The organism is Candidatus Pelagibacter sp., assembly GCF_052049855.1.
GTDB lineage: Bacteria > Pseudomonadota > Alphaproteobacteria > Pelagibacterales > Pelagibacteraceae > Pelagibacter.
The window spans coordinates 109588-129684 of the sequence record NZ_JBNGZE010000003.1 but is presented as its reverse complement, the minus strand read 5'-3'; the positions used below and the strand labels follow the sequence as shown (position 1 = coordinate 129684).

21 protein-coding genes and 2 tRNA genes are annotated in these 20097 nt (G+C 26.9%); 9 read left to right on the top strand and 14 right to left on the bottom strand.

Annotated features, from left to right (window positions below; all coding sequences use genetic code 11):
- Positions 1-75 precede the first annotated feature (75 nt).
- The gene (gene dnaA, locus ACTT9X_RS06195) at positions 76-1494 is read left to right on the top strand and encodes a chromosomal replication initiator protein DnaA (protein WP_440934765.1); all 1419 of its coding nucleotides are present in this window, start codon (positions 76-78) and stop codon (positions 1492-1494) included.
- Positions 1484-2596: a DNA polymerase III subunit beta gene (gene dnaN / locus ACTT9X_RS06190; protein ID WP_440934764.1), complete on the top strand. Its 1113-nt coding sequence runs from the start codon at positions 1484-1486 to the stop codon at positions 2594-2596. Before dnaA ends, dnaN begins: the two co-directional genes overlap by 11 nt.
- On the opposite strand, the gene ACTT9X_RS06185 is transcribed toward dnaN, so the two are convergent.
- From ACTT9X_RS06185 to argH, 4 genes are read right to left on the bottom strand one after another with little or no spacing between them, the layout of a single operon-like run.
- Positions 2593-3294, bottom strand: coding sequence for a lysophospholipid acyltransferase family protein (locus ACTT9X_RS06185; RefSeq protein ID WP_440934763.1), 702 nt, complete (start codon positions 3292-3294; stop codon positions 2593-2595). The genes dnaN and ACTT9X_RS06185 overlap by 4 nt on opposite strands.
- Before the next feature lie 12 nt (positions 3295-3306).
- On the bottom strand, positions 3307-4521 hold the full coding sequence (gene lysA, locus ACTT9X_RS06180) for a diaminopimelate decarboxylase (RefSeq protein WP_440934762.1): 1215 nt from the start codon (positions 4519-4521) through the stop codon (positions 3307-3309).
- On the bottom strand, positions 4521-4652 hold the full coding sequence (locus ACTT9X_RS06175; RefSeq protein WP_440934761.1) for a hypothetical protein: 132 nt from the start codon (positions 4650-4652) through the stop codon (positions 4521-4523). The genes lysA and ACTT9X_RS06175 overlap by 1 nt, the downstream gene beginning before the upstream one ends.
- On the bottom strand, positions 4649-6040 hold the full coding sequence (gene argH / locus ACTT9X_RS06170) for an argininosuccinate lyase (RefSeq protein ID WP_440934760.1): 1392 nt from the start codon (positions 6038-6040) through the stop codon (positions 4649-4651). Before argH ends, ACTT9X_RS06175 begins: the two co-directional genes overlap by 4 nt.
- A 24-nt stretch (positions 6041-6064) precedes the next feature.
- Here argH and ACTT9X_RS06165 point away from each other — a divergent pair, with 24 nt between their 5' ends.
- The gene (locus tag ACTT9X_RS06165; protein WP_440934759.1) at positions 6065-6574 is read left to right on the top strand and encodes a TlpA family protein disulfide reductase; all 510 of its coding nucleotides are present in this window, start codon (positions 6065-6067) and stop codon (positions 6572-6574) included.
- Here ACTT9X_RS06165 and ACTT9X_RS06160 read toward each other — a convergent pair.
- Complete coding sequence (locus ACTT9X_RS06160) at positions 6571-6774, bottom strand: twin transmembrane helix small protein (protein WP_440934758.1); 204 nt, start codon at positions 6772-6774, stop codon at positions 6571-6573. The two genes, ACTT9X_RS06165 and ACTT9X_RS06160, sit on opposite strands and share 4 nt — an antisense overlap.
- Before the next feature lie 50 nt (positions 6775-6824).
- Here ACTT9X_RS06160 and ACTT9X_RS06155 point away from each other — a divergent pair, with 50 nt between their 5' ends.
- Together ACTT9X_RS06155 and ACTT9X_RS06150 are read left to right on the top strand one after the other, a co-directional pair.
- Positions 6825-7475: an alpha/beta hydrolase gene (locus ACTT9X_RS06155; protein ID WP_440934757.1), complete on the top strand. Its 651-nt coding sequence runs from the start codon at positions 6825-6827 to the stop codon at positions 7473-7475.
- A 48-nt stretch (positions 7476-7523) separates the two neighbouring features.
- On the top strand, positions 7524-8093 hold the full coding sequence (locus ACTT9X_RS06150) for an HNH endonuclease (RefSeq protein WP_440934756.1): 570 nt from the start codon (positions 7524-7526) through the stop codon (positions 8091-8093).
- Here ACTT9X_RS06150 and ACTT9X_RS06145 read toward each other — a convergent pair.
- From ACTT9X_RS06145 to ACTT9X_RS06135, 3 genes are read right to left on the bottom strand one after another with little or no spacing between them, the layout of a single operon-like run.
- A complete protein-coding gene (locus tag ACTT9X_RS06145) occupies positions 8090-8623 on the bottom strand; it encodes a demethoxyubiquinone hydroxylase family protein (protein ID WP_440934755.1) in 534 nt (177 codons plus the stop codon). The genes ACTT9X_RS06150 and ACTT9X_RS06145 overlap by 4 nt on opposite strands.
- On the bottom strand, positions 8607-9092 hold the full coding sequence (locus tag ACTT9X_RS06140) for a disulfide bond formation protein B (protein WP_440934754.1): 486 nt from the start codon (positions 9090-9092) through the stop codon (positions 8607-8609). Before ACTT9X_RS06140 ends, ACTT9X_RS06145 begins: the two co-directional genes overlap by 17 nt.
- Complete coding sequence (locus ACTT9X_RS06135; RefSeq protein WP_440934753.1) at positions 9085-9690, bottom strand: YqaA family protein; 606 nt, start codon at positions 9688-9690, stop codon at positions 9085-9087. The genes ACTT9X_RS06140 and ACTT9X_RS06135 overlap by 8 nt, the downstream gene beginning before the upstream one ends.
- Before the next feature lie 61 nt (positions 9691-9751).
- On the opposite strand from ACTT9X_RS06135, the gene ACTT9X_RS06130 reads away from it, so the two are divergent.
- Together ACTT9X_RS06130 and ACTT9X_RS06125 are read left to right on the top strand one after the other, a co-directional pair.
- Positions 9752-9836: transfer RNA gene (locus ACTT9X_RS06130), tRNA-Leu, on the top strand.
- Between the two features lie 6 nt (positions 9837-9842).
- On the top strand, positions 9843-11573 hold the full coding sequence (locus ACTT9X_RS06125) for an AMP-dependent synthetase/ligase (protein WP_440934752.1): 1731 nt from the start codon (positions 9843-9845) through the stop codon (positions 11571-11573).
- A 351-nt stretch (positions 11574-11924) separates the two neighbouring features.
- On the opposite strand, the gene ACTT9X_RS06120 is transcribed toward ACTT9X_RS06125, so the two are convergent.
- Genes ACTT9X_RS06120 through ACTT9X_RS06105 form a run of 4 tightly spaced genes read right to left on the bottom strand, consistent with a single transcriptional unit; the run spans position 11925 to position 15993 of the window.
- A complete protein-coding gene (locus tag ACTT9X_RS06120; protein ID WP_440934751.1) occupies positions 11925-12836 on the bottom strand; it encodes a CarD family transcriptional regulator in 912 nt (303 codons plus the stop codon).
- Positions 12778-13104, bottom strand: a complete 327-nt coding sequence (gene fdxA / locus ACTT9X_RS06115; RefSeq protein WP_440934750.1) for a ferredoxin FdxA — start codon at positions 13102-13104, stop codon at positions 12778-12780. Before fdxA ends, ACTT9X_RS06120 begins: the two co-directional genes overlap by 59 nt.
- A complete protein-coding gene (locus ACTT9X_RS06110) occupies positions 13101-13511 on the bottom strand; it encodes a TerB family tellurite resistance protein (RefSeq protein WP_440934749.1) in 411 nt (136 codons plus the stop codon). Before ACTT9X_RS06110 ends, fdxA begins: the two co-directional genes overlap by 4 nt.
- Position 13512: 1 nt before the next feature.
- Positions 13513-15993: a helicase-related protein gene (locus ACTT9X_RS06105; protein WP_440934748.1), complete on the bottom strand. Its 2481-nt coding sequence runs from the start codon at positions 15991-15993 to the stop codon at positions 13513-13515.
- Positions 15994-16166: 173 nt separating this feature from the next.
- On the opposite strand from ACTT9X_RS06105, the gene ACTT9X_RS06100 reads away from it, so the two are divergent.
- The gene (locus ACTT9X_RS06100; RefSeq protein WP_440934747.1) at positions 16167-18128 is read left to right on the top strand and encodes an acetoacetate--CoA ligase; all 1962 of its coding nucleotides are present in this window, start codon (positions 16167-16169) and stop codon (positions 18126-18128) included.
- Between the two features lie 10 nt (positions 18129-18138).
- On the opposite strand, the gene ACTT9X_RS06095 is transcribed toward ACTT9X_RS06100, so the two are convergent.
- Positions 18139-18564, bottom strand: coding sequence for a PaaI family thioesterase (locus ACTT9X_RS06095; protein WP_440934746.1), 426 nt, complete (start codon positions 18562-18564; stop codon positions 18139-18141).
- A gap of 119 nt (positions 18565-18683) precedes the next feature.
- Positions 18684-18760 (bottom strand) — tRNA-Arg (locus ACTT9X_RS06090).
- A gap of 73 nt (positions 18761-18833) precedes the next feature.
- On the opposite strand from ACTT9X_RS06090, the gene ACTT9X_RS06085 reads away from it, so the two are divergent.
- Entirely contained in the window at positions 18834-20021 is a 1188-nt protein-coding gene (locus ACTT9X_RS06085) for an acetyl-CoA C-acetyltransferase (protein ID WP_440934745.1), read from the top strand.
- Positions 20022-20097 lie beyond the last annotated feature (76 nt).

Here is a 20097-nt window from a genome sequence, read left to right as displayed (position 1 = left end):
ATTTTTTTTTAAATTTCTTTATTAACTTGTTGCAAATTTTTTTAAATAGTTCTAACTGAGATTCCTCCTTAATTTATGAATAAATTAATAAATACAAAAAATATTAATAATTTTTCTTCTGAGAGTTTTGAATGGAAGCAAGTACAGAATGAAATGAAAAATAAACTAGGCTTAGAAGTTTATGAGAGCTGGTTAAAAAAGATTTCTTTTGTTGAGGAATTCAATAATTACTTATTATTATCAGTTCCAACAAGATTTATTAGAGATTGGATTACATCAAGGTATTTAGACCAAATATTAAAGATAATTAAGGTATTTAAAAAAGACATTATTAGAATTGAGTTCAAAATAGTTGAAAAAGCTCAAGATATCACTTTAAATGAAAATAATATTAAAGAGAATAATACTAATGAAAATGTTTCATTTATAAAAGACTCTTACCTTCAGTATAATCGAATTGATCCAAATAAAAGATTTGATAATTTTATTACAGGTTCAAGTAACAAATTAGCTTACGAAGCATCTTTAAAAGTTTCAGAAAATATATCTCATTATAATCCACTTTATATTTATGGCGGTGTTGGAATGGGAAAAACTCACTTACTAAATTCAATAGGTTTAGAGCTTAAAAAAAATAATAAAGTAATGTTTATTTCTGCTGAACGTTTCATGTATCAGTTTGTAAAATCAATTAAATCAAACGAAATGGTTAAGTTTAAAGAATATTTTAGAAATACAGATATTTTATTAATTGATGATATTCAGTTTATAAGTGGAAAAGAGGCTATGCAAGAGGAGTTCTTTCATACATTTAATGCATTACTTGATAAGGGATCTCAAATAATAGTATCAGCTGATCGAGCACCAAATAAATTATCAAGGATTCAAGAAAGAATAAAATCAAGATTTTCTGGCGGATTAGTTGTTGATATTCAAAAGCCAGACCAAGAGCTAAGAAAAAAAATAGTTGGAAAAAAAACTGAGGAATTGAATGCTTTGTATTCCGAACAATTACAAGTTTCTAAAGAAATTCAAGATTTTATAAGTAATGAAATAACTGGAAGTGTAAGAGAATTAGTTGGTGCAATAAACAGAGTTGTTTCATTTTCAAGAATTTACAACAAAGTCCCAAATCTTGCTGAAACTAAAGTAGTTTTAAAGGATTTATTAAATTTAGCAGAAAATAAGGTTACAATAGATCTAATTCAGACAATTGTTTGTAAGTTTTTCAAAATAAGCAAAAATGAAATGCTATCATCAAGAAGATCAAGATATTTAGTAAGACCTAGACAAACGGCAATTTATTTAACTAAAATATTGACTTCTAAATCATTACCTGAAATTGGAAGGGAATTTTCTAACCGAGACCATACAACAATAATTCATTCAGTAAAAACAATTGAAAAGATAAAAGAAAAAGATCCTGAGATGGTCGATAATATAAATAAATTAAAAAATCAGATTTTATATAATAATAAAGAAAATGAAATTTAATGTAAATCAACAAGACCTTCAGCAAGCTTTAAATTATTGCCAAGGTGTTATTGAGAAAAGAAGCACACTACCAATTCTTTCAAACATTCTGTTAGATGCAAGTAATTCAAAACTTACTATTACAGCAACTGATCTAGATTTAATATTTATACACCAGTTAAATAATGTAGAAATATTAGAGGAGGGAAAAACAACTACAACCTCCTCAATAATGTATGATATTATAAGAAAGTTTAATTCAGGAAAAAAAATAAATCTTTCTCTAACAGATATTAGTAAATTACAAGTAGAGTCTGAAAAATCCATTTTTAATTTGAATTGTATAAGTGCAACAGAATTTCCACTGACAGACGAAAATTTTAATCAAAATGAATTTGTAATTAAATCAAAACAACTTTTGAAATTATTAAATAAGTGTAAATTTTCAGTTTCTAATGATGAAACTAGGCATTATCTAAGTGGTATTTATTTTCATCAAACGGAAGTTGAAGATAAAAATTATTTAACAGCAGTTGCAACTGATAGTCATAGAATGTCTATTTCAAAATTTAGATTGGAGGAAAAAATTGATTTTGATCCAATAATTTTACCAAAAAAAACAATTTTTCAACTTTGTTCTTTATTAGATAGCTATGACGGAGATGTAAAAGTTTCAAATGTGAAATCAAAAATAAAATTTGAATTAAATAATAGTATTTTAATTTCAAAACTTATTGATGGAAAATTTCCTAATTATGTTCAAGTTATACCTAAAAATAATCAAAAAAAATTAGAAATAGACTTAAAATTGTTTTTAAATTCAGTTGATAGAGTAGCATCTGTTTCATTAGATAAAAAAGATGGTGTGAAATTCAATTTATCTAAAGATACTTTAGATCTGTCGGTAAATAATACAAACAGTGGTGATGGTAAAGAAACTTTAACTGTTAAGTTTGATCATGATTTAGAGATAAGTTTTAACTCTAGATATTTAATAGATATTGCTTCTCAACTAGATGGAGAAAGAGTTGAAATTTTCTTTAATGATACTGGTTCACCAGCACTGATAAAAGATCCAGGTGATTTCGATAGTATTTTTGTTGTTATGCCTATGAAGGGCTAATTAATTAAATCTAACTCTGAATAAATATTTTTTTCAACGATTTGAATAAAATTTTCCTTTGTTAACCCAGAAGGAATTGGTTTTAGAATAGATATTGTAATCGTTTTATTAGATTTCTTTTTACCTTTTTTAGGCCACACATATCCAGAGTTAATTGCAACTGGCTGACAAGCAACATTTAGCTCTTCATAAATTCTCGAAGCACCTTTTTTAAAAGGTGGTCTCTCATCTGGAAGAACTCTAGTTCCTTGAGGAAAAATAATCAAAGGTCTATTAGAAGTAACTATCATTTTTGAAATATCATCAAAAAAACCTAAGTTATCTTTTGTAACTTTGTTTCTTTTTATTGAAATTGATCCTATTTTTTTTAAGTACCAACCAAATATTGGAATTAACAATAATTCTTTTTTTAGAATAAATACAGGTGAGTTAAAGATTGTTTGTAAGTAAAAAGTTTCAAACATTGATTGATGAGATGCTGCTATAAAAAATTTTTCATTATTAATAATATTTTCCTTTCCTTTGATTGAAATTTTTACTGAAAGAACAAACCTTAAACAAAAACTGGCCCAATGGCCCATTAATTTACCTCCTACCAAAACAACCTGTTTAGGTAAAAAAAATGATGGTAAAAAAATTATCGAAATAAAAATGATTCCAGTAAAAAATAATATTGAAAATAAAAAGTTTCTTATCATTTTTGTCAAAAGCTAAATTATATCTTTATGCTTTTGTCTTTTTCTTATTACTTTAATTTTTGATCCCTTTATTAATAATTCCACTGGTTTAGGTCTTAAATTATAATTTGAGCTAAGCGACATTCCATAAGCTCCCACATCACATATTGCTATTAAATCTTTTTCTTTCAACACTTGAAACTTTTTTAATGTAATAAATTTATCTGTACTTTCACAAATAGGACCTACAAATTCATATGGTTTTTTTGATATTTTGTTAGATTTTGTAACAGGTAAGGTTTTATGAAACGCACCATATAAAGCAGGCCTCATTAAATCGTTCATTGCAGCATCTAAAATTATAAACTTTTTACTTCCGCTATCTTTTATATAGATTATTTTTGATACTAATGTACCAGTATCGCCAATAATTGATCTACCTGGCTCAAATATAATTTTAACTTTATGTCTTCTTAAAAATTTAAGAATAGCTGTGTTATATTTTTTATAATTAAGTTTTTTATTTTTATCAGTATAAGTAATGCCCATACCTCCACCTAAATCTATAAATTCAAATTTATGATTTGTTTTATTGAGAATTTGACTAACCGCTTTAAGCATTTTTTCATAAGGTCTATGGTCTAAAATTTGACTACCTATATGAACGCTTAGACATTTTAAATCAATATTTTTTGAATTTTTGCAATAATTTATAATTTCATAGAATGTATTTTTATTTACACCAAATTTATTTTCTTTTTTTCCAGTGGATATTTGACTTAATGTTTTTGCATCTGTATTGGGGTTTAGTCTTACACCAATTTTTATTCTTTTATTTTTTGATTTTGCAATTCGATTTATTTCTTTTATTTCACTTAAAGACTCAGCGTTAATAAGCAAAATTTTTTTATCAATAGCAAAGCTGATTTCACTTGTTGTTTTACCAACACCAGAAAATACTATTTTTCTTGGATTAATTCCTGCTTTCAGTGCCATAATGAGTTCTCCTACTGAAACAACATCAGCACCTAATCCAAATTTTTTAATTTCTCTAATTATATTAACATTTGTATTGGATTTAACCGCAAAACAGATAAGTGGTGAAAAAGATCTGAAGTTTTTTTTAAAATTATTAATATTTTCTTTTAATTTAGAATAGGAGTAAGAATAAAATGGAGTTCCAAATTTATTTGCAATTTTTTGGAGATTAATTTTTTCTATTGTTAGTGTTTTATTTATGTATTTCATTAAGCTAAGTTAACTGAAACTTTTTTTATTTCTGCTTTTTTATCTGGATCTACGTATTTAGGATCCCCTTTTTTTCCACAAGAAATAACGGCACAAAATATCAATATAATTATGGTAAATTTTTTAATCATTTTTCTCTTTTATATTTCATTATCATTTTTTTAATATTATCAAAAGAAGTTCCACCATAAGATTTTTTCGAATTAATTGAATTTTTTAAATTAAATACTTTTAATACATCATCTTTAAGTTTAGGTTCGATTTTTCTTAATTCTTCTAAAGTCAGTTCATTTAATTTCTTTTTTTTCTTTTCAGCCAAATTAACTACAGCAGCAGTTTTTTGATATGCTTTTCTAAAAGACATTGAGTGATTTTTCACAAGATAGTCAGCTAAATCAGTGGCAGTAATATATCCAGAATTAGCAAGTTCTAACATTTTACTCTTATTCGGGTTACAATTTTTTAGTATTTCATCGAAAATTTTTAAACAATTATTTAGATTGTCGTTAGATTTGAAAACAATCTCCTTATCGTCTTGCATATCTTTAAAATAAGACAGTGGTAATCCTTTTAAAATTGTAAGCATCGAAAATAAATTTCCATAAGCGCTTCCTGATTTACCACGCAAGTACTCTAAAAGATCAGGATTCTTCTTTTGTGGCATTATGGAAGATCCGGTAACGACTTTATCAGATAAATTGATCAAGTTAAAAGCATCCGAATTCCAAATAATCAACTCTTCAGCAATTCTAGAAATATGCATAGCACACACAGATGAAGCGTATAAAAAATCTAAAACAAAATCTCTATCTGAAACTGTATCAATAGAATTATTTGTAGGTATTTTAAAACCAAGTTTTTTAGTTGTATAATTTCTATCTATATTAAATGATGTTCCTGCTAAAGCAGCAACACCTAAAGGATTTTCATTTAAACTGTCTAAATTATTATAAAATCTCTTTTTGTCTCTATTAAACATTTCTACATAAGACATTAAATAATGTGCAAAAGAGATAGCTTGAGCATTTTTAAGATGTGTAAATCCAGGCATAATAGTCTCAACATTTTTTTCAGCTAACTTAATTGTACTCTTAATAACTTTATTAATGTTATTATTTATTTCGTTGGTTGAATTTTTCATCCAAATTTTAAAATCAGTAATTACTTGATCATTTCTTGATCTTGCAGTGTGAACGTAGCCAGCTTCTTCACCTATAATTTGAAAAAGTCTCTTTTCAATATTCATGTGAATATCTTCATATTTTTTATTAAACTCAAATTTATTGTTTGCTATTTCCTTGTCAATTTTTGTTAGTCCATAAATAATTTTATTTTTTATTTTGAATGAAATTATTTTTTGTTTAAAAAGCATCTCAACATGAGCAATTGATCCTTGAATATCTTCTTTATAAAGTCTTTTATCAATATCTATTGAATTACCGACTTTTTGAAACAAACTTGATACATTTTTTTTTATCCGCGTGTTCCATATTGCTTGGTTGTTTTTATTTTTTGCCATGATATTTAATTATACCTATTTAACATGAGATTTTTAATAATATTTATTTTTTTGATAACAAATGTTGTAGCTGAAGAACTACATGGTATTAAAAATATTGTAATCCATAAAATACCAAAAACACATGATAATGTTATTTTTTTAGACAAAAATGATCAAAAAATTAATATCAATGAATATACTGGTAACTTGTTGATATTAAATTTTTGGGCGACTTGGTGTGAACCTTGTAAAGATGAAATGCCATCTTTAAATAAACTCCAAGCCAACCCAGAATTGGATAATATAAAAATTTTTGCAATTAATATTGGGAAAGAAACTTTAGATAAAGTTAATAAATTTTTTATAGATCTTAACATTAAAAATTTTGAACCTTATTTTGATCCACCTACAACATTAGCAAAAATGTTTTCATTAAGAGGTGTCCCTACAACAATTCTAATTAATAAAGATGGCCAAGAATTTGCTAGAGTAATAGGTTCAATTGATTTTGAAGATAAAAATTTTATTAATTGGATAAAAAAATATAACTAATTTTTAAAAAAATAAGCAAAGCCAACTAAAGCAATAATTGCAATAAACTGTAAAATAACTCTTAACTGCATTAATTTATTTGAATATTTTTTACTTGTCTCTCCTCCCTTAAAAAGAGTCCCTATACCTAAGATTAAAACTATCCCTACAGCTATCAAAAGGGCTATTGATAAAACTTTTACTACTATTCCTGAAATCATTTTTTTTATTTTAGATTGTGTTTTGACATAAAAAACATAATTTATCTACTATGACATTTTGCCTAGATTCCATAATTATTAAACCAGAAAACGGTGTTGAAATTAAAAATGCAATTATTTTGCTTCATGGTTATGGAGGTGATGGAAAGGATATTAGCATGTTATCTTTAAACTGGAAGAGACATATGCCTAATACAGTCTTTATCTGTCCGAATGGTCACGAGCCATGTGCTATAAATCCCTCTGGTTATCAATGGTTTGATTTAACAAAAGAGGATTCTGATTACATATTACAGCAATCAATTAAAGCTGAAGAGGTACTAAAAAAATTTATTAATGAAATAAAAAAAGAGTTCAAGTTATCAAATAATCAAATATGTTTATCAGGATTCAGCCAAGGATGCATGATGTCTATAAATGTTGGTCTTACATTTGGAGAAAATTTTTTATGTATAGTTGGTTTTTCTGGAAAAATAATAAATCAAAAAGATTTAAAAAATAGAATCAAAAATAAAACTGAAACATTACTTATACATGGAGAAGCTGATCAAATTGTCCCATCTACCCATTTACTGGAAGCAAAAGATTTTTTAATAAGAAATAATGTTAAAGTTGATACACTATTAATAAAAAATTGTGATCATCATATTCCTATTGAAGCATCAAGTACAGCTTTAAATTTTATTTTAAAAAAAATTTAACGTCTCTTATTATTGATAAAATTGTTTAACTAAGTTAAAATTAATTTAATGAATAACTTTATTGAACAAAATGTTTCATTAGAAAAGTGCCCTGCATTAGTCCTCAATGCAGACTATAGACCTCTGAGTTACTACCCTTTGTCTTTGTGGTCATGGCAGGATACAGTTAAATCTGTTTTTCTTGATCGAGTTATTATTGTTAGTAATTATGATAGAACTATAAGAAGTCCGTCATTTAATATGAAATTACCAAGTGTTATCGCATTAAAGGATTATATTGTTCCTCAAAGCAAACCAAGTTTTACTAGATTTAATGTGTTTTTAAGAGATAAATTTTCCTGTCAATATTGTGGAAGCAATGAAGAGTTAACTTTTGATCATTTATTACCTAGATCTAAAGGGGGTGAAACTAATTGGGATAATGTTGTAACAGCTTGTTCTGCATGCAATGTAAAAAAGGGTGGAAAACTATTAAAACATTCAGGTATGAAGTTACATCAGTACCCTTATCGGCCATCAACAGAGGACCTACATAAAAATGGCAAACATTTTCCACCAAATTTTTTACACAAAAGTTGGATGGATTACCTATATTGGGATGTAGAACTAGAGTCTTAAATTTTCTCAGAAATATTTATTGCAATTTTTGATCCAGTTTTAATAATTTTATCTAATATAGAGTAAGCACCTTTTTTTGTTGCACCCTTTTCATAAGCAATATCTTTATGGTTTAATTCATCTTCTCTAAATTTAATTATTTTCTTTTTAAGTTTTGGTTCACTATTATCAAGTTGATTTATTTGGTTTAAATAATGTTCATCTATTACCTCTTCAACAGAAGCAGTACAAAGCATAGCCGCTTTCTTACCAAGTAAAGTTGAACCAAAACCCAATCCTACACCTAATAAATCCCATAAGGGTAAAAATTTTGTCGGTTTAATATTTCTTTTTTTAATTTCTTTTTCAAAAAAATCAGAATGTTCTTTCTCATGAACTTTCATTTCTTCAATTGTTTTTTTTAAAGCATCATCTTTAATTAATGTGTTTAGTGCAAGCAACTGTCCCTCATAAATTTTTACAGCACCACGCTCCCCAGCATGATCAACTCTAATGAATTCTTCTATTTTCTTTTTATTTATTGTTTTCATAACTTAAATAAGTTTTAGTTGTAAAATATACAATCAATATTGATATAATAATGTTATAGCTTGTAAGCGATAATCCTAAAATTTTAAATGTAACATCTTTGCAGCTTACATTTTTTTCTTGTAATTGTCTTAATATATCTTCTTTTGATAGTAAATTAGAGCCATTTTTTAAATCGCAAACTAATGACTCTTCAATGAAACCTTGCTCAATACCTAAATGATATAGAGATAAAATAATTGCAGCTAAAAAAATTAAAATAAGAGAAAGAATGAAATATTTTTCAAGATTAATAAATTTATAATTTAATATAATAATTATTAATGATAATAAGTATGGAACTCTTTCCAGTACACATAAGTTACAAGGTTGATGACCTAGAACGTATTCAATAAAAAATGCCGATGCTAGAGCAAGAACACTAATTAAAAAAATTAACTTTAATGTAATTGTTTTGTTAATCTCAACCATTAAATTTTAAAAATAAATAAATAATAATAAATATTATAACTATAATAATTCCAATTATGGTGAACCATTTTGATCCATGTTTTTCCATGTACTCTGTAAATAATTCTCCAAATTTATAAGACAAATAAGCAACAATAAAAAATCTCAGAGCTCTTGAAATTAAACTAACAACTATAAAAACAGGAAGATTAAAAGCAATTAAACCACTTGAAATCGTGAAAGCTTTATAAGGTAACGGAGTAAAGCCTGCTAAAAAAAGAATACTCAGCCATGCCAGGAATCCACTCCCTTGAGACATGCTTAATTTTAAATTTTCTACTTTATCTTGATAACCATAAAATTCGATTACATACATTGCTAAATCAAAAAATAAATAACCTATCAAATATCCGAATATTCCTCCAAGCACTGAAAATATTGATGCTATTATAAATATTTTCAAATATTCCTTTTTTTTTGCAATAACCATTGGGATTATCATTGCATCTGGAGGTATAGGAAAAAAAGAACTTTCTACAAAAGATACAAGCCCTAAATAAAAATTTGAACTTTTATGTGCAGCTAATTCTAAACATTTTTTGTAAAGTGTTTGAAACATTTTTTGGTTTTAATATAAATTTAGTTCTTATACTATTAAATATAATTTAATTGAATACCAAGGGCGAATGGCGGAATTGGTAGACGCGCACGACTCAAAATCGTGTTTCGCAAGAAGTGAGAGTTCGATTCTCTCTTCGCCCACCAGTAATTATGAATATAAATAATTTAAATAATTTGATCGAATTGTTTGTAAATCAAGCAAATAAACAAAACAAAAAAGATATTTTTTTAGAATGGCTAAATCCAAGTAATAAAAAAACATATACATGGGAACAAACTGAAAAGAATATTTTAAAATTATCAAAAGTTATTAAAAAAAATATAAAAGAAGGTGATAGATGTCTTTTAGTTTCAGAGAATAGACCTGAATGGTTTGTTTGTGATTTAGCTATTATGGTTGCTGGTGGAATTACAGTTCCAGCATATACAACTTATATGGAAGGTGATTATAAGTACTTGATAGAGGATTGTGAACCTAGCTTAGTTATTGTTTCAAATAATGAAATGTTAAAAAAATTAAATAATTCAATTAATGAAAAAGACTTCATCAAAAAAGTTATTACTTTGGATGAAATAGATAAAGTAACAAATAATTTAAATTTAATTAATAAAGAAAAATACTTAGATTTTAACTTAATAGTTGAGAATAATTTATTAGGGGAAGATAAAATCGTAAATAATAAATTAAACAGAAAGTCTCCAGCATGTATTATTTATACTTCAGGAACTGGAGGGAATCCTAAAGGAGTAATTTTGAGTCACGGTGGAATTTTGAATAATGTTGAGGGATCGTGTGGAATTATAAAACCATTATTTAACTCAAGACCAGTATTTTTAACTTGGCTTCCTCTTTCTCACTCCTATGAACACTGTGTTCAATTTGTACAAGTAGCAGTAGGAGCTAAAGTATTTTATGCTGAAAAAATTGAAAAACTTCTAGACAATATTTCTGAGGCAAAACCTACGCTTATGACTGCTGTTCCAAGGTTCTATCAGAACCTTTACAACAAAATAAACATTAATTTAAAAAAACAAACGGGTTTTAAAGCAAAATTAATTGAAGCAACTCTTCGTCTGGGGAGAAAAAAACTATTAAATCAAAAAATGACTTTTTATGAAAAATTGCTCGATTTTATAGTTGATAAATTAGTTAGAAAGAAAATAAAAAAACAATTTGGTGGAAATTTAAAAGCTTTCGTTTCAGGTGGTGGTGCTTTAGATAAAGAAATAGGTGAATTTTTAAATGCTATAGGATTACCAACACTTCAGGGATACGGGTTAACAGAAACATCACCAGTAGTAAGTTGCAATCCAATACATAAAATTAAAGTGGAAACTGTAGGACCTCCATTTAAAGGAAATGAAGTTAAAATTGCAGAAGATGGAGAAATTTTAGTTAAAGGTGAAAATGTAATGCTAGGATATTGGAACAAAAAAGAGGAAACTGAAAAAGTAATAATAAATGGATGGCTTCATACAGGCGATATTGGAGAGATAGATCCACATGATGGTTATTTAAAAATTACTGATAGAAAAAAAGATATCATAGTGAGTGCTGGAGGAGATAATATTTCACCAGCTAAAATTGAAAATATGATTACAAATGAGCCGGAGATAGATCAATGTATGGTTTATGGAGATAAAAAAAATTATTTAGTTGCTTTAATAGTACCTAATAAAGATTTTTCAAATGAAAAGGAGAAAATTAATAATGTAATTGAAAAAATAAATACAAAATTAACTTTATTAGAAAAGATAAAAAAAATTCAATTAATAGATGAAAATTTTTCTATCGAAAATGGTTTAATGACACCAACAATGAAAGTAAAAAGAAAAAAAGTTGCTGAAAAATATAAAAATCAATTAGAAAATCTTTATTAAAAAAATAAATAAAACAGTTTATTAACCGCATAAACATTAACTTAATTAATAAAAAAAGTTTTATAAAAATATAAAACTAAAAATTTTTTTTTATAAATTTTAATTTTTAATTAAAGAATTGACATAACTTATAGAAAAAAATAAAAATATAGAAAAGCGAATCAAATTGATTCGTTTAACTAAAAAAGGGAGCTAAAGATGCCTAAGAAAAGAAAAAAAGCGGCAAAGAAAACTAAGAAAAAAGCTAAGAAAAAAGCTAAGAAAAAAGCAAAAAAAAGAAGAAGAAAATAGTAACTTAGTATTCTTTACAAAAAACGCTTCTCATTACAGTTTGTGTGAGAGGCGTTTTTTTTACTCATCAATTTGTTCGTCGTTATCAGAAATAGGTTCATCCACAGGGAGTTCACTAGCTGGAGCTTTTGTAGTTGCAACCGTTTGGGGTTGTCCACCTGAATTTCTTTTTAGCGCTTTATCCAATTTCTTCTGAGTATCCTCTAAAGAGACATTCAAAACAATCTGAAATTCAGATAAAATTCTTTCATAGGCTTTTTCAAATAATTGTCTCTCACTATAAGATTGATCAACCATCAGATCGTCGCCTTTATTTAAATCTCTAACTACTTCAGCCAACTCATAAATTTTTCCTGAGGATATTTTTGCTTCATACTCTTGCGCTCTTCGACTCCACATTGACCTTTTAATTTTCGGTTTACTTTTTAATATTGATATACATTTATTAACTTGGTTAATAGTCGCTAAGGGTCTCAAGTGTGACTGCTTGTTAACAGGGACCATACCATTAGCCTTATCTTTTTCAAATTTAATAACATATGTTTCCACATCAATCCCTCCAATGTTAATTTTTTTAAATTCAGAAATTTGACCGACCCCATGTTTTGGATAAACAACATAATCTTTGATTTTAAATTGTCTTCTTTCAGTCTCTTGTTTTTTAACTTTTTTTATTTCAGGTTTAACTTCGTTTGTTTTTGAAATTCTTAAATTGTCTACTTTTTGTTCAGTTGTTTTTTCTATTTCTTTAACATTTTTTTTTATTTTAATTGTTCGAGGTGAAATTTTTTTAATTACTTTTTTTGATTTTTTTAAAATTATTTTTTTTGCTTTTTTGGCTTTTACAGTTTTTTTAACTTTTACAACTTTTTTTTTGGCAACTTTTTTTTTCACTCTTTTAATTGTTTTTCCTTTAAAGATTTTCTTTAAAATACTTTTCGTACTTATTTTGCTCATTTTTATATTTTTCATGATCCGATGGTGGATCTTTTTTTTCACTTATGTTAGGCCAGATATCAGAGTATTTCTTATTGATCTCTAACCATTTTTCACTTCCAGGTTCAGTGTCCGCTTTTATAGCATCGACGGGACATTCTGGCTCGCAAACGCCACAATCTATACACTCATCGGGTTTAATTACAAGCATATTTTTACCTTCATAAAAGCAATCCACTGGGCACACATCAACACAGTCTGTTAATTTACACTTAATACAATTGTCATTTACGATATATGTCATTTTGAAATTTTTTTAATTTTTTCTTTAATATCGCCCATCGTTTTATTGTCAATATATAGTAGCCCTGCAAGTCGTCTCATTAAATTAGTTTCATAAATATCTGCATCTCTGTCTGAATAAACTATAGACCATAAAGCCTCTAAAATTTTAATTTTATCCTGTTCAGGTAAACTTTTTACTTCTCTAGTAAAATCTAAAATTTGATTTGAGCTTTCCTCAATTGCTTTTGCTTCCTCAATTGTTTTAGAAATATTTTCATTTTTAACACCTAGCTCAATAAGAGTTTTTTTAATAATTTTTTCCTCTTTATATGTATAATTTTCATCTATCTTAGCTGCATGAATTAACAAAGCGCAAACCTTTGTAAGAAAATTATTTTTTTTTATTTTTTCCTGTTTAAAAAACATTTTAAGTTAAATTTAAATTCTTTAATATTTTAAATGGGTTTTCATTTGAAACTTTCTTCTTTGTAATTTTTTTAAATTTTTTAGTAGGACTGTATTTAAAAAATATTTCATTTTCTTTCTCAAATATTTTATAGTTCATTTTTTGAAGTAATTTTTTAAAATTATCTTTACTACATCCTAAAAGATTTATCATTTCTGGAACTAATTTTATTTCAGAATTTTTTTTTGAAATAGAATTTATTATTAATACAAATAATCTTTCTAAAATATCAATTCTCACAAAAAAATTATCAAATTTTTCAAATCCGCACAAAAGCATAAAGTTTTTATTTTTTATTTCTTTATCGTCTAAAAAATTTAAACCAAATATAGGAGGTTTTAAATTATAAAATTTTTGATGAAAATTTTTCCATAATAGAGTTCTTAAAGATACTGCTTCTGGCTTAATTAATTGATAAAGAAAAACATGGTATCTCCCAAATTTTACTCCTAAGTTTCTGAGAATTCTCCTATCATTTTGTTCTAAGGTTTTTAGGTATTCTGAAACTTGGTCTCGTTTTAATACCCCATTGTTTTCATAGAGTTGGTACGCCAGTGCTTTAATTGATGAGTTACTTTCTTTTATATTTTTTAAATCAATTAAACTTTTAAGAACGTTGTTTATTTTTGCATTTATCCATTTATTAATGTAATCGTTTAATTTTTTTTTAGTATTCTGTTCAATAATATCATCGATGATTAAATCAAAATTAGGATTTAAATAGTCACTACCTGTTGTTAATTTAGCAATTGGGAAATCATTCCAGTAAATTTTAAAATCTTCATTCAAATTTATTAATCCTGTATCAATTATCAATTGAATACGCTTTTCTAATTCTGGGCCAATAGTTTGCCTTGCAGCTTTTTTTAAAGATTTTATATCAGTTTCTAAAGCACCTTTTTTAAGATCTAGCTCTAATTTTAGTCCTTTTATCTTTCCAATAAATTGATCGTCAATTTTAACGTCATTGTTTTGTAAAATTTCAGTTTTAAATTCCATATCTTGTTTTAAACCTCTTGCAAGTACACTTGCTCTTTTGTCAATAAAAGTTTTAGTAAGTTCTTCATGTAATCTGTCTGAAAGTCTATCTTCTAAGTGTTTAGTTTTTTCGATCCAATAACTTTGATTTTCTACCCAATTATTTTTATTTGAAACATATGACCAAGTTCTGACATTTGCAATTCTATTTGATAAAGAATCTACATTTCCATCTAATTTATCTAGTTTCATGAGCTGTAATCTCATATAATCTTCAGAAATTAGTCCTTTTTTGCTTGTTAAAAATTTAAATACATTTCCAATAACTTCAAAATGATTTCCGTAAGTTTTTTTAACAAAATCAGGTATTTGGCAACATTCCCATAAAAGCATTAATGTTTTCTTATCAAATCCTACATTTAAATTTCTTTGATCTTTGAGAAAATATTTTAGTGCTTTTTCATCTTCACATTCATGAATTTTTCTTAGCCACTCCTCTTGAGGTTTTTCTTCTAAACTTTTAATCAAACTAATTGGGTTATTGAAATTAAGATTTGAATTTCTCCAAAATAAAGTTTTAATTTTCTCAAATTTATGATTTTCTAATAACTCTACTTCTTCTGGAGATATTTCTTTACAATCACCAGTAATACCAAAACTTCCATCGTTAAGATAACGACCAGCTCTACCTGCTATTTGACCTATTTCAGAAAGATTTAATCTTCTCAATTTCTTTCCATCAAATTTCTTAATATTTGAAAAATAAACAAAATCTAAATCCATATTTATTCCCATTCCAATTGCATCTGTTGCAACTAAGAAGTCAACATCCCCTGATTGATATAGTTCAACTTGAGCATTTCTTGTTTTTGGACTTAGTGATCCCATTACAATAGCAGCACCACCCTTTTGTCTTCTTATTAACTCAGCAATGGCATAAACCTCCTCTGTGGAGAATGCAATAATTGCTGTTTTTCTGTCAATTCTTGATATTTTTTTATGCCCAGCGTATGTAAGTTTAGATAGCCTTTCTCTGTTTATAAATTCAATATCTCCATTTAATTTTGAGATGATATTTTTAATGGTACTTGAACCCATCAGCATTGTAAGTTTTTCTCCTCTCATATTTAAAAGTCTATCAGTAAAAATGTGACCTCTTTCGTGATCAGCACACATTTGAATTTCATCTACACCAACAAACTCTAAATGTTTATCAATCGGCATAGACTCAACCGTACATAAAAAATATTTTGCATTAGATGGAATTATTTTTTCCTCACCAGTTATTAATGCAACTTTATCTAAACTTATTTTCTTGATTACTTTGTCATACACTTCTCTTGCTAATAATCTAAGTGGAAATCCAATCATTCCAGTCTCAAAAGAAAGCATGGTTTCAATGGCTAGGTGAGTTTTGCCTGTATTAGTGGGACCAAGAACAGCTGTAATTTTATTTTTAGTCATTTCTATCTTTTGTGCTTCTTTTTTTTTACCTACCAGATATTGTTACTGCTAAAGAACAAAAATAGACTAAAACATGACCGAATCGGAGGATAAAAAGTTCTCATTTTCTTTAATATGTTAGTGAGATTATCATAAATAAGATTAATTCTATAACAGTAATTTAATTTAATAAAATGGGTAAAAAACTTTGGCAACCTTCTCCTATTGAAAAAAAAAATTCAAATTTATTTGATTTTGAAAATTACATTTCAAAAAAAGTAAATAAAAAATTTAATAAAAATTTTAAAAACATATTAAATTGGAGTATTAAAAATTCACCTGAGTTTTGGAGCAGATTTTGGGATTTTAGCAAAATTATAGGAACGAAAGGTAAAAAAAATTTTAAAAAATCAAAAATTTTTTATAAAAATTTATTTTTACCAGGTAGCAAGTTAAATTTTGGTGAAAATTTACTTTCGAAAAATAATCAAGAAAAAGCAGTTACATTTATTAGTGAAAATGGCTATAGAGAGGAAAGGTCTTGGAAACAATTAAATTTTAATACTAGTAAAATTTTAAAATTCCTAAAAAAAATAAATATAAAAAAAGGAGACAGAGTAGCAGCCTATATGCCTAATACCATAGAAGCAGTTGAGGCATTCATTGCTACAACTTCTTTGGGGTGCATATGGTCTTCTTGCAGTCCTGATTTTGGCTCTAAAGGTGTTATAGAAAGATTTTCTCAAATTAATCCAAAAGTTTTATTTATCGCTGATCAGTATTTTTATAATGGAAAAAAAATAGAAGTTTTAAAAAGACTTTCAGCAATCTTAAAATCAATCCCATCAATTAAAAGTGTTGTAATAATTAATTATCCTGGAAAAAAATTTATTAAAAGCAAAAATAAATTTAAAAAAGTCAATTTATTTAAATGGAATAAATTAATGGAAATTAATGACGAAAGAATTAATTTTAAAAAATTTGATTTTGAAACAGAGTTAGTAATATTATATTCAAGTGGAACTACTGGAAAACCCAAATGTATTTGTCATAAATCTGGTGGTGTTTTAATTCAGCATAAGAAGGAACATCAATTACATTGTAATATAAAAGAAAATGATAACGTTTTTTATTTTACTACATGTGGGTGGATGATGTGGAATTGGTTAGTTAGTTCATTAGCTTCCAAGGCATCTATTGTTCTTTTTGATGGATCTCCTATGTTTAAATCACCTGATTTACTTTTGAAAATAGCACAAAGAGAAAAAATAACCTTATTTGGTATAAGCGCGAAGTATGTAGATGCTTTAAGAAAGTTAAAACCAAAATTAAATTATAAATTCAAACTTAATAATTTAAGAACGATTTGTTCAACTGGCTCACCTCTTTCAAATGAAAGTTTTAAATATGTTTATAAGCACATTAAAAAAAATGTTCACTTGTCGTCTATTTCTGGTGGAACCGATATTGTTTCATGTTTCGTATTAGGAAATTTGTATCAGCCAGTAAATATAGGTGAAATACAAAACAAAGGTTTGGCCTTAGATGTAGATGTTCTGAGTGATAAAGGCAAGTCTTTAAAAAATATTAAAGGAGAACTCGTTTGTAAAAATCCGTTTCCATCAATGCCTTTAAAGTTTTGGAATGATAAAAATGATCTTAAGTTCAGGAATGCCTATTTCAACAGATTTAAAAATATCTGGCATCACGGTGATTATGCAGAGATAAAGAATAATGGTGGGTATATAATTCATGGTAGATCAGATACCACCTTAAATCCAGGAGGCGTTCGACTTGGAACAGCAGAAATATATTCAGAGGTTGAGAAGTTTAAAGAAATAAAAGAGTCTATAGTTGTAGGACAATCATGGGATAATGATGTTAGAATAGTTTTATTTATTGTAATGAGCAAAAATTATTCATTAACAAGAGAATTAATTAACAAAATAAAATTACAAATAAAAAAAAACGCATCTCCTAGACATGTCCCTAGTAAAATTATTGTTGTGAAAGATATACCCAGAACAAAAAGTGGTAAAATAGTCGAACTAGCCGTTAAGAACAAGATAGATGGAAGTGAAATTAAAAACATTGAAGCTTTAGCAAATCCCGAAGCACTTGAACAATATAGAAATATAAAAGAATTAGATATCTAAATATAAAAAATTAACCACCAGGTCCTAAATTAGAAGGCTTTATTTTAATAATTTTCCATACTCCAGATGCAGAAGTAATTATTTTATCATTACACTTTAGCTCACAAAATAAAAAGACAAGAGTGTTTGTTTTTTTTAAAATTTTTGTATGTCCAATAATTTCATCTCCAACTTTTGAGGCCCCTATAAATTTTATATCTAAAGAGATAGTTACACATGGAGCATTTCCTGCAGCTCTATGTGCGGCTGTTCCTGCTCCTGCATCTATTAATGCAGATAAATAGCCTCCGTGAGTAATTCCTGCAGCATTTAAATGATTTTCATTAATTATAGACTTAAATTCATATTCAGTATCTGAAATAGATCTAAACAAAACACCCCCATTGTGTTTCATAAATCCAGGTTTAATACTTATTTGTTCAAAGTTATTACTCATAATTTTTTATAATACAAAAGTTAAGATTAATAAAATAATTAAAATAATTATAAAAAAATAAATTACTGATTTTTGTAAAGATACTTTTAAAAGCCAATCTAACATTTCTATTTCATTTTTGGTGGACCGCCCAGAACTCGAATCTGGAATCTCCCGGTTCGTAGCCGGGTGCCTTATCCAATTTGGCCAGCGGTCCTTTAAAATAATATATTCCATATATCAAAGTTTTTGATGTAATTTAACTTATAAAATATTAAGTTAATTACTTTATGAGCAATAAACCAAGTGATATTGTAATTACGTCTGCGCTAAGAACTCCAATAGGAAGATACAAAGGTTCATTAAAAAATCTTAGTGCGTCAAAATTAGGATCAATAGTAATTAAAGAGGTAATTTATAAATCAAAATTAGATGTGGAAGAGATTGATGAAGTAATAATGGGGCATGTTTTAACTTCTGGACTTGGTCAAAACCCTGCTAGACAAGCTTCGATTGGGGCTGGAATACCAGTTTCAAAACCTGCTCATATAGTCAATCAGGTTTGTGGATCTGGATTAAGATCTGTTGTGTCAGGATATCAATCAATCAGTTTAGGAGAAAATCAAATAATTGTTGCAGGGGGTCAAGAAAATATGTCTAGAGCAACTCATGCAATTTATTATAGAGAAGATAAAAAATTTTCAGAAAAAGAATTAGTAGATACAATGATGAAAGATGGTCTATTAGATTCATTTAATGATTATCATATGGGAGTTACTGCTGAGAACGTTGCTGAAAAATATAAAATTTCAAGAGATCAACAAGATAATTTTTCATTGAATTCTCAGAAAAAAACAGAAAAAGCCTATAACGAAAATAAATTTAAAGATGAGTTGATTAAGTTACAAATTGAAGATGAAAATAAAAAATTTATATTTGAAAAAGATGAACACCCTAGAAATAATTTAAGTATTGATGACTTAAAAAAGCTAAAAACAATATTCAAAGAAAATGGAACAGTAACACCTGGAAATTCTTCAGGGATAAATGATGGTGCAGCAGCTTTAGTTTTAATGTCTAGGAAGCAAGCTGATAAAAAATTTTTAGAACCAATGGTTAAAATTAAATCTTGGGCTACCTGTGGCGTTGAACCTTCATTAATGGGACTTGGACCTATACCTTCAATCCAAGAGGCTTTATCTAAAGCAAATTGGAAAATGAATGAGGTAGACTTATTTGAAATTAATGAAGCCTTTGCAGCTCAAAGTATTGCAGTAATAGAAGAGCTAAAAATTCCTGAACAAAAAGTTAATGTTAATGGGGGAGCAATTGCCTTAGGTCATCCAATCGGAGCTTCTGGGTCAAGAATTTTGGTAACTCTTATTCATGAAATGATAAAGCAAGATAAAAAAAAAGGTTGTGCGGCACTCTGTATAGGTGGTGGCATGGGAATAGCCATGTGTATTGAGAGAAGCTAAAAAGCTTAAATTTCATTTATTTTTTTATTTTTTGTATAATAAAAAGATAAGATTAAAGAAAAAACCTTATTAATGT

What these genes read in the sequence shown, in the direction of transcription:
- ACTT9X_RS06135 (WP_440934753.1), bottom strand. Translation starts at nt 9,690, where the DNA reads ATGTTTCAAACACTTTACAAAAAATGTTTAGAATTAGCTGCACATAAA.
- argH (WP_440934760.1), bottom strand. Translation starts at nt 6,040, where the DNA reads ATGGCAAAAAATAAAAACAACCAAGCAATATGGAACACGCGGATAAAA.
- ACTT9X_RS06175 (WP_440934761.1), bottom strand. Translation starts at nt 4,652, where the DNA reads ATGATTAAAAAATTTACCATAATTATATTGATATTTTGTGCCGTTATT.
- dnaN (WP_440934764.1), top strand. Translation starts at nt 1,484, where the DNA reads ATGAAATTTAATGTAAATCAACAAGACCTTCAGCAAGCTTTAAATTAT.
- ACTT9X_RS06160 (WP_440934758.1), bottom strand. Translation starts at nt 6,774, where the DNA reads ATGATTTCAGGAATAGTAGTAAAAGTTTTATCAATAGCCCTTTTGATA.
- ACTT9X_RS06125 (WP_440934752.1), top strand. Translation starts at nt 9,843, where the DNA reads ATGAATATAAATAATTTAAATAATTTGATCGAATTGTTTGTAAATCAA.
- ACTT9X_RS06150 (WP_440934756.1), top strand. Translation starts at nt 7,524, where the DNA reads ATGAATAACTTTATTGAACAAAATGTTTCATTAGAAAAGTGCCCTGCA.
- fdxA (WP_440934750.1), bottom strand. Translation starts at nt 13,104, where the DNA reads ATGACATATATCGTAAATGACAATTGTATTAAGTGTAAATTAACAGAC.
- ACTT9X_RS06095 (WP_440934746.1), bottom strand. Translation starts at nt 18,564, where the DNA reads ATGAGTAATAACTTTGAACAAATAAGTATTAAACCTGGATTTATGAAA.
- ACTT9X_RS06185 (WP_440934763.1), bottom strand. Translation starts at nt 3,294, where the DNA reads ATGATAAGAAACTTTTTATTTTCAATATTATTTTTTACTGGAATCATT.
- ACTT9X_RS06165 (WP_440934759.1), top strand. Translation starts at nt 6,065, where the DNA reads ATGAGATTTTTAATAATATTTATTTTTTTGATAACAAATGTTGTAGCT.
- dnaA (WP_440934765.1), top strand. Translation starts at nt 76, where the DNA reads ATGAATAAATTAATAAATACAAAAAATATTAATAATTTTTCTTCTGAG.
- lysA (WP_440934762.1), bottom strand. Translation starts at nt 4,521, where the DNA reads ATGAAATACATAAATAAAACACTAACAATAGAAAAAATTAATCTCCAA.
- ACTT9X_RS06140 (WP_440934754.1), bottom strand. Translation starts at nt 9,092, where the DNA reads ATGGTTGAGATTAACAAAACAATTACATTAAAGTTAATTTTTTTAATT.
- ACTT9X_RS06085 (WP_440934745.1), top strand. Translation starts at nt 18,834, where the DNA reads ATGAGCAATAAACCAAGTGATATTGTAATTACGTCTGCGCTAAGAACT.
- ACTT9X_RS06120 (WP_440934751.1), bottom strand. Translation starts at nt 12,836, where the DNA reads ATGAAAAATATAAAAATGAGCAAAATAAGTACGAAAAGTATTTTAAAG.
- ACTT9X_RS06100 (WP_440934747.1), top strand. Translation starts at nt 16,167, where the DNA reads ATGGGTAAAAAACTTTGGCAACCTTCTCCTATTGAAAAAAAAAATTCA.
- ACTT9X_RS06155 (WP_440934757.1), top strand. Translation starts at nt 6,825, where the DNA reads ATGACATTTTGCCTAGATTCCATAATTATTAAACCAGAAAACGGTGTT.
- ACTT9X_RS06145 (WP_440934755.1), bottom strand. Translation starts at nt 8,623, where the DNA reads ATGAAAACAATAAATAAAAAGAAAATAGAAGAATTCATTAGAGTTGAT.
- ACTT9X_RS06105 (WP_440934748.1), bottom strand. Translation starts at nt 15,993, where the DNA reads ATGACTAAAAATAAAATTACAGCTGTTCTTGGTCCCACTAATACAGGC.
- ACTT9X_RS06110 (WP_440934749.1), bottom strand. Translation starts at nt 13,511, where the DNA reads ATGTTTTTTAAACAGGAAAAAATAAAAAAAAATAATTTTCTTACAAAG.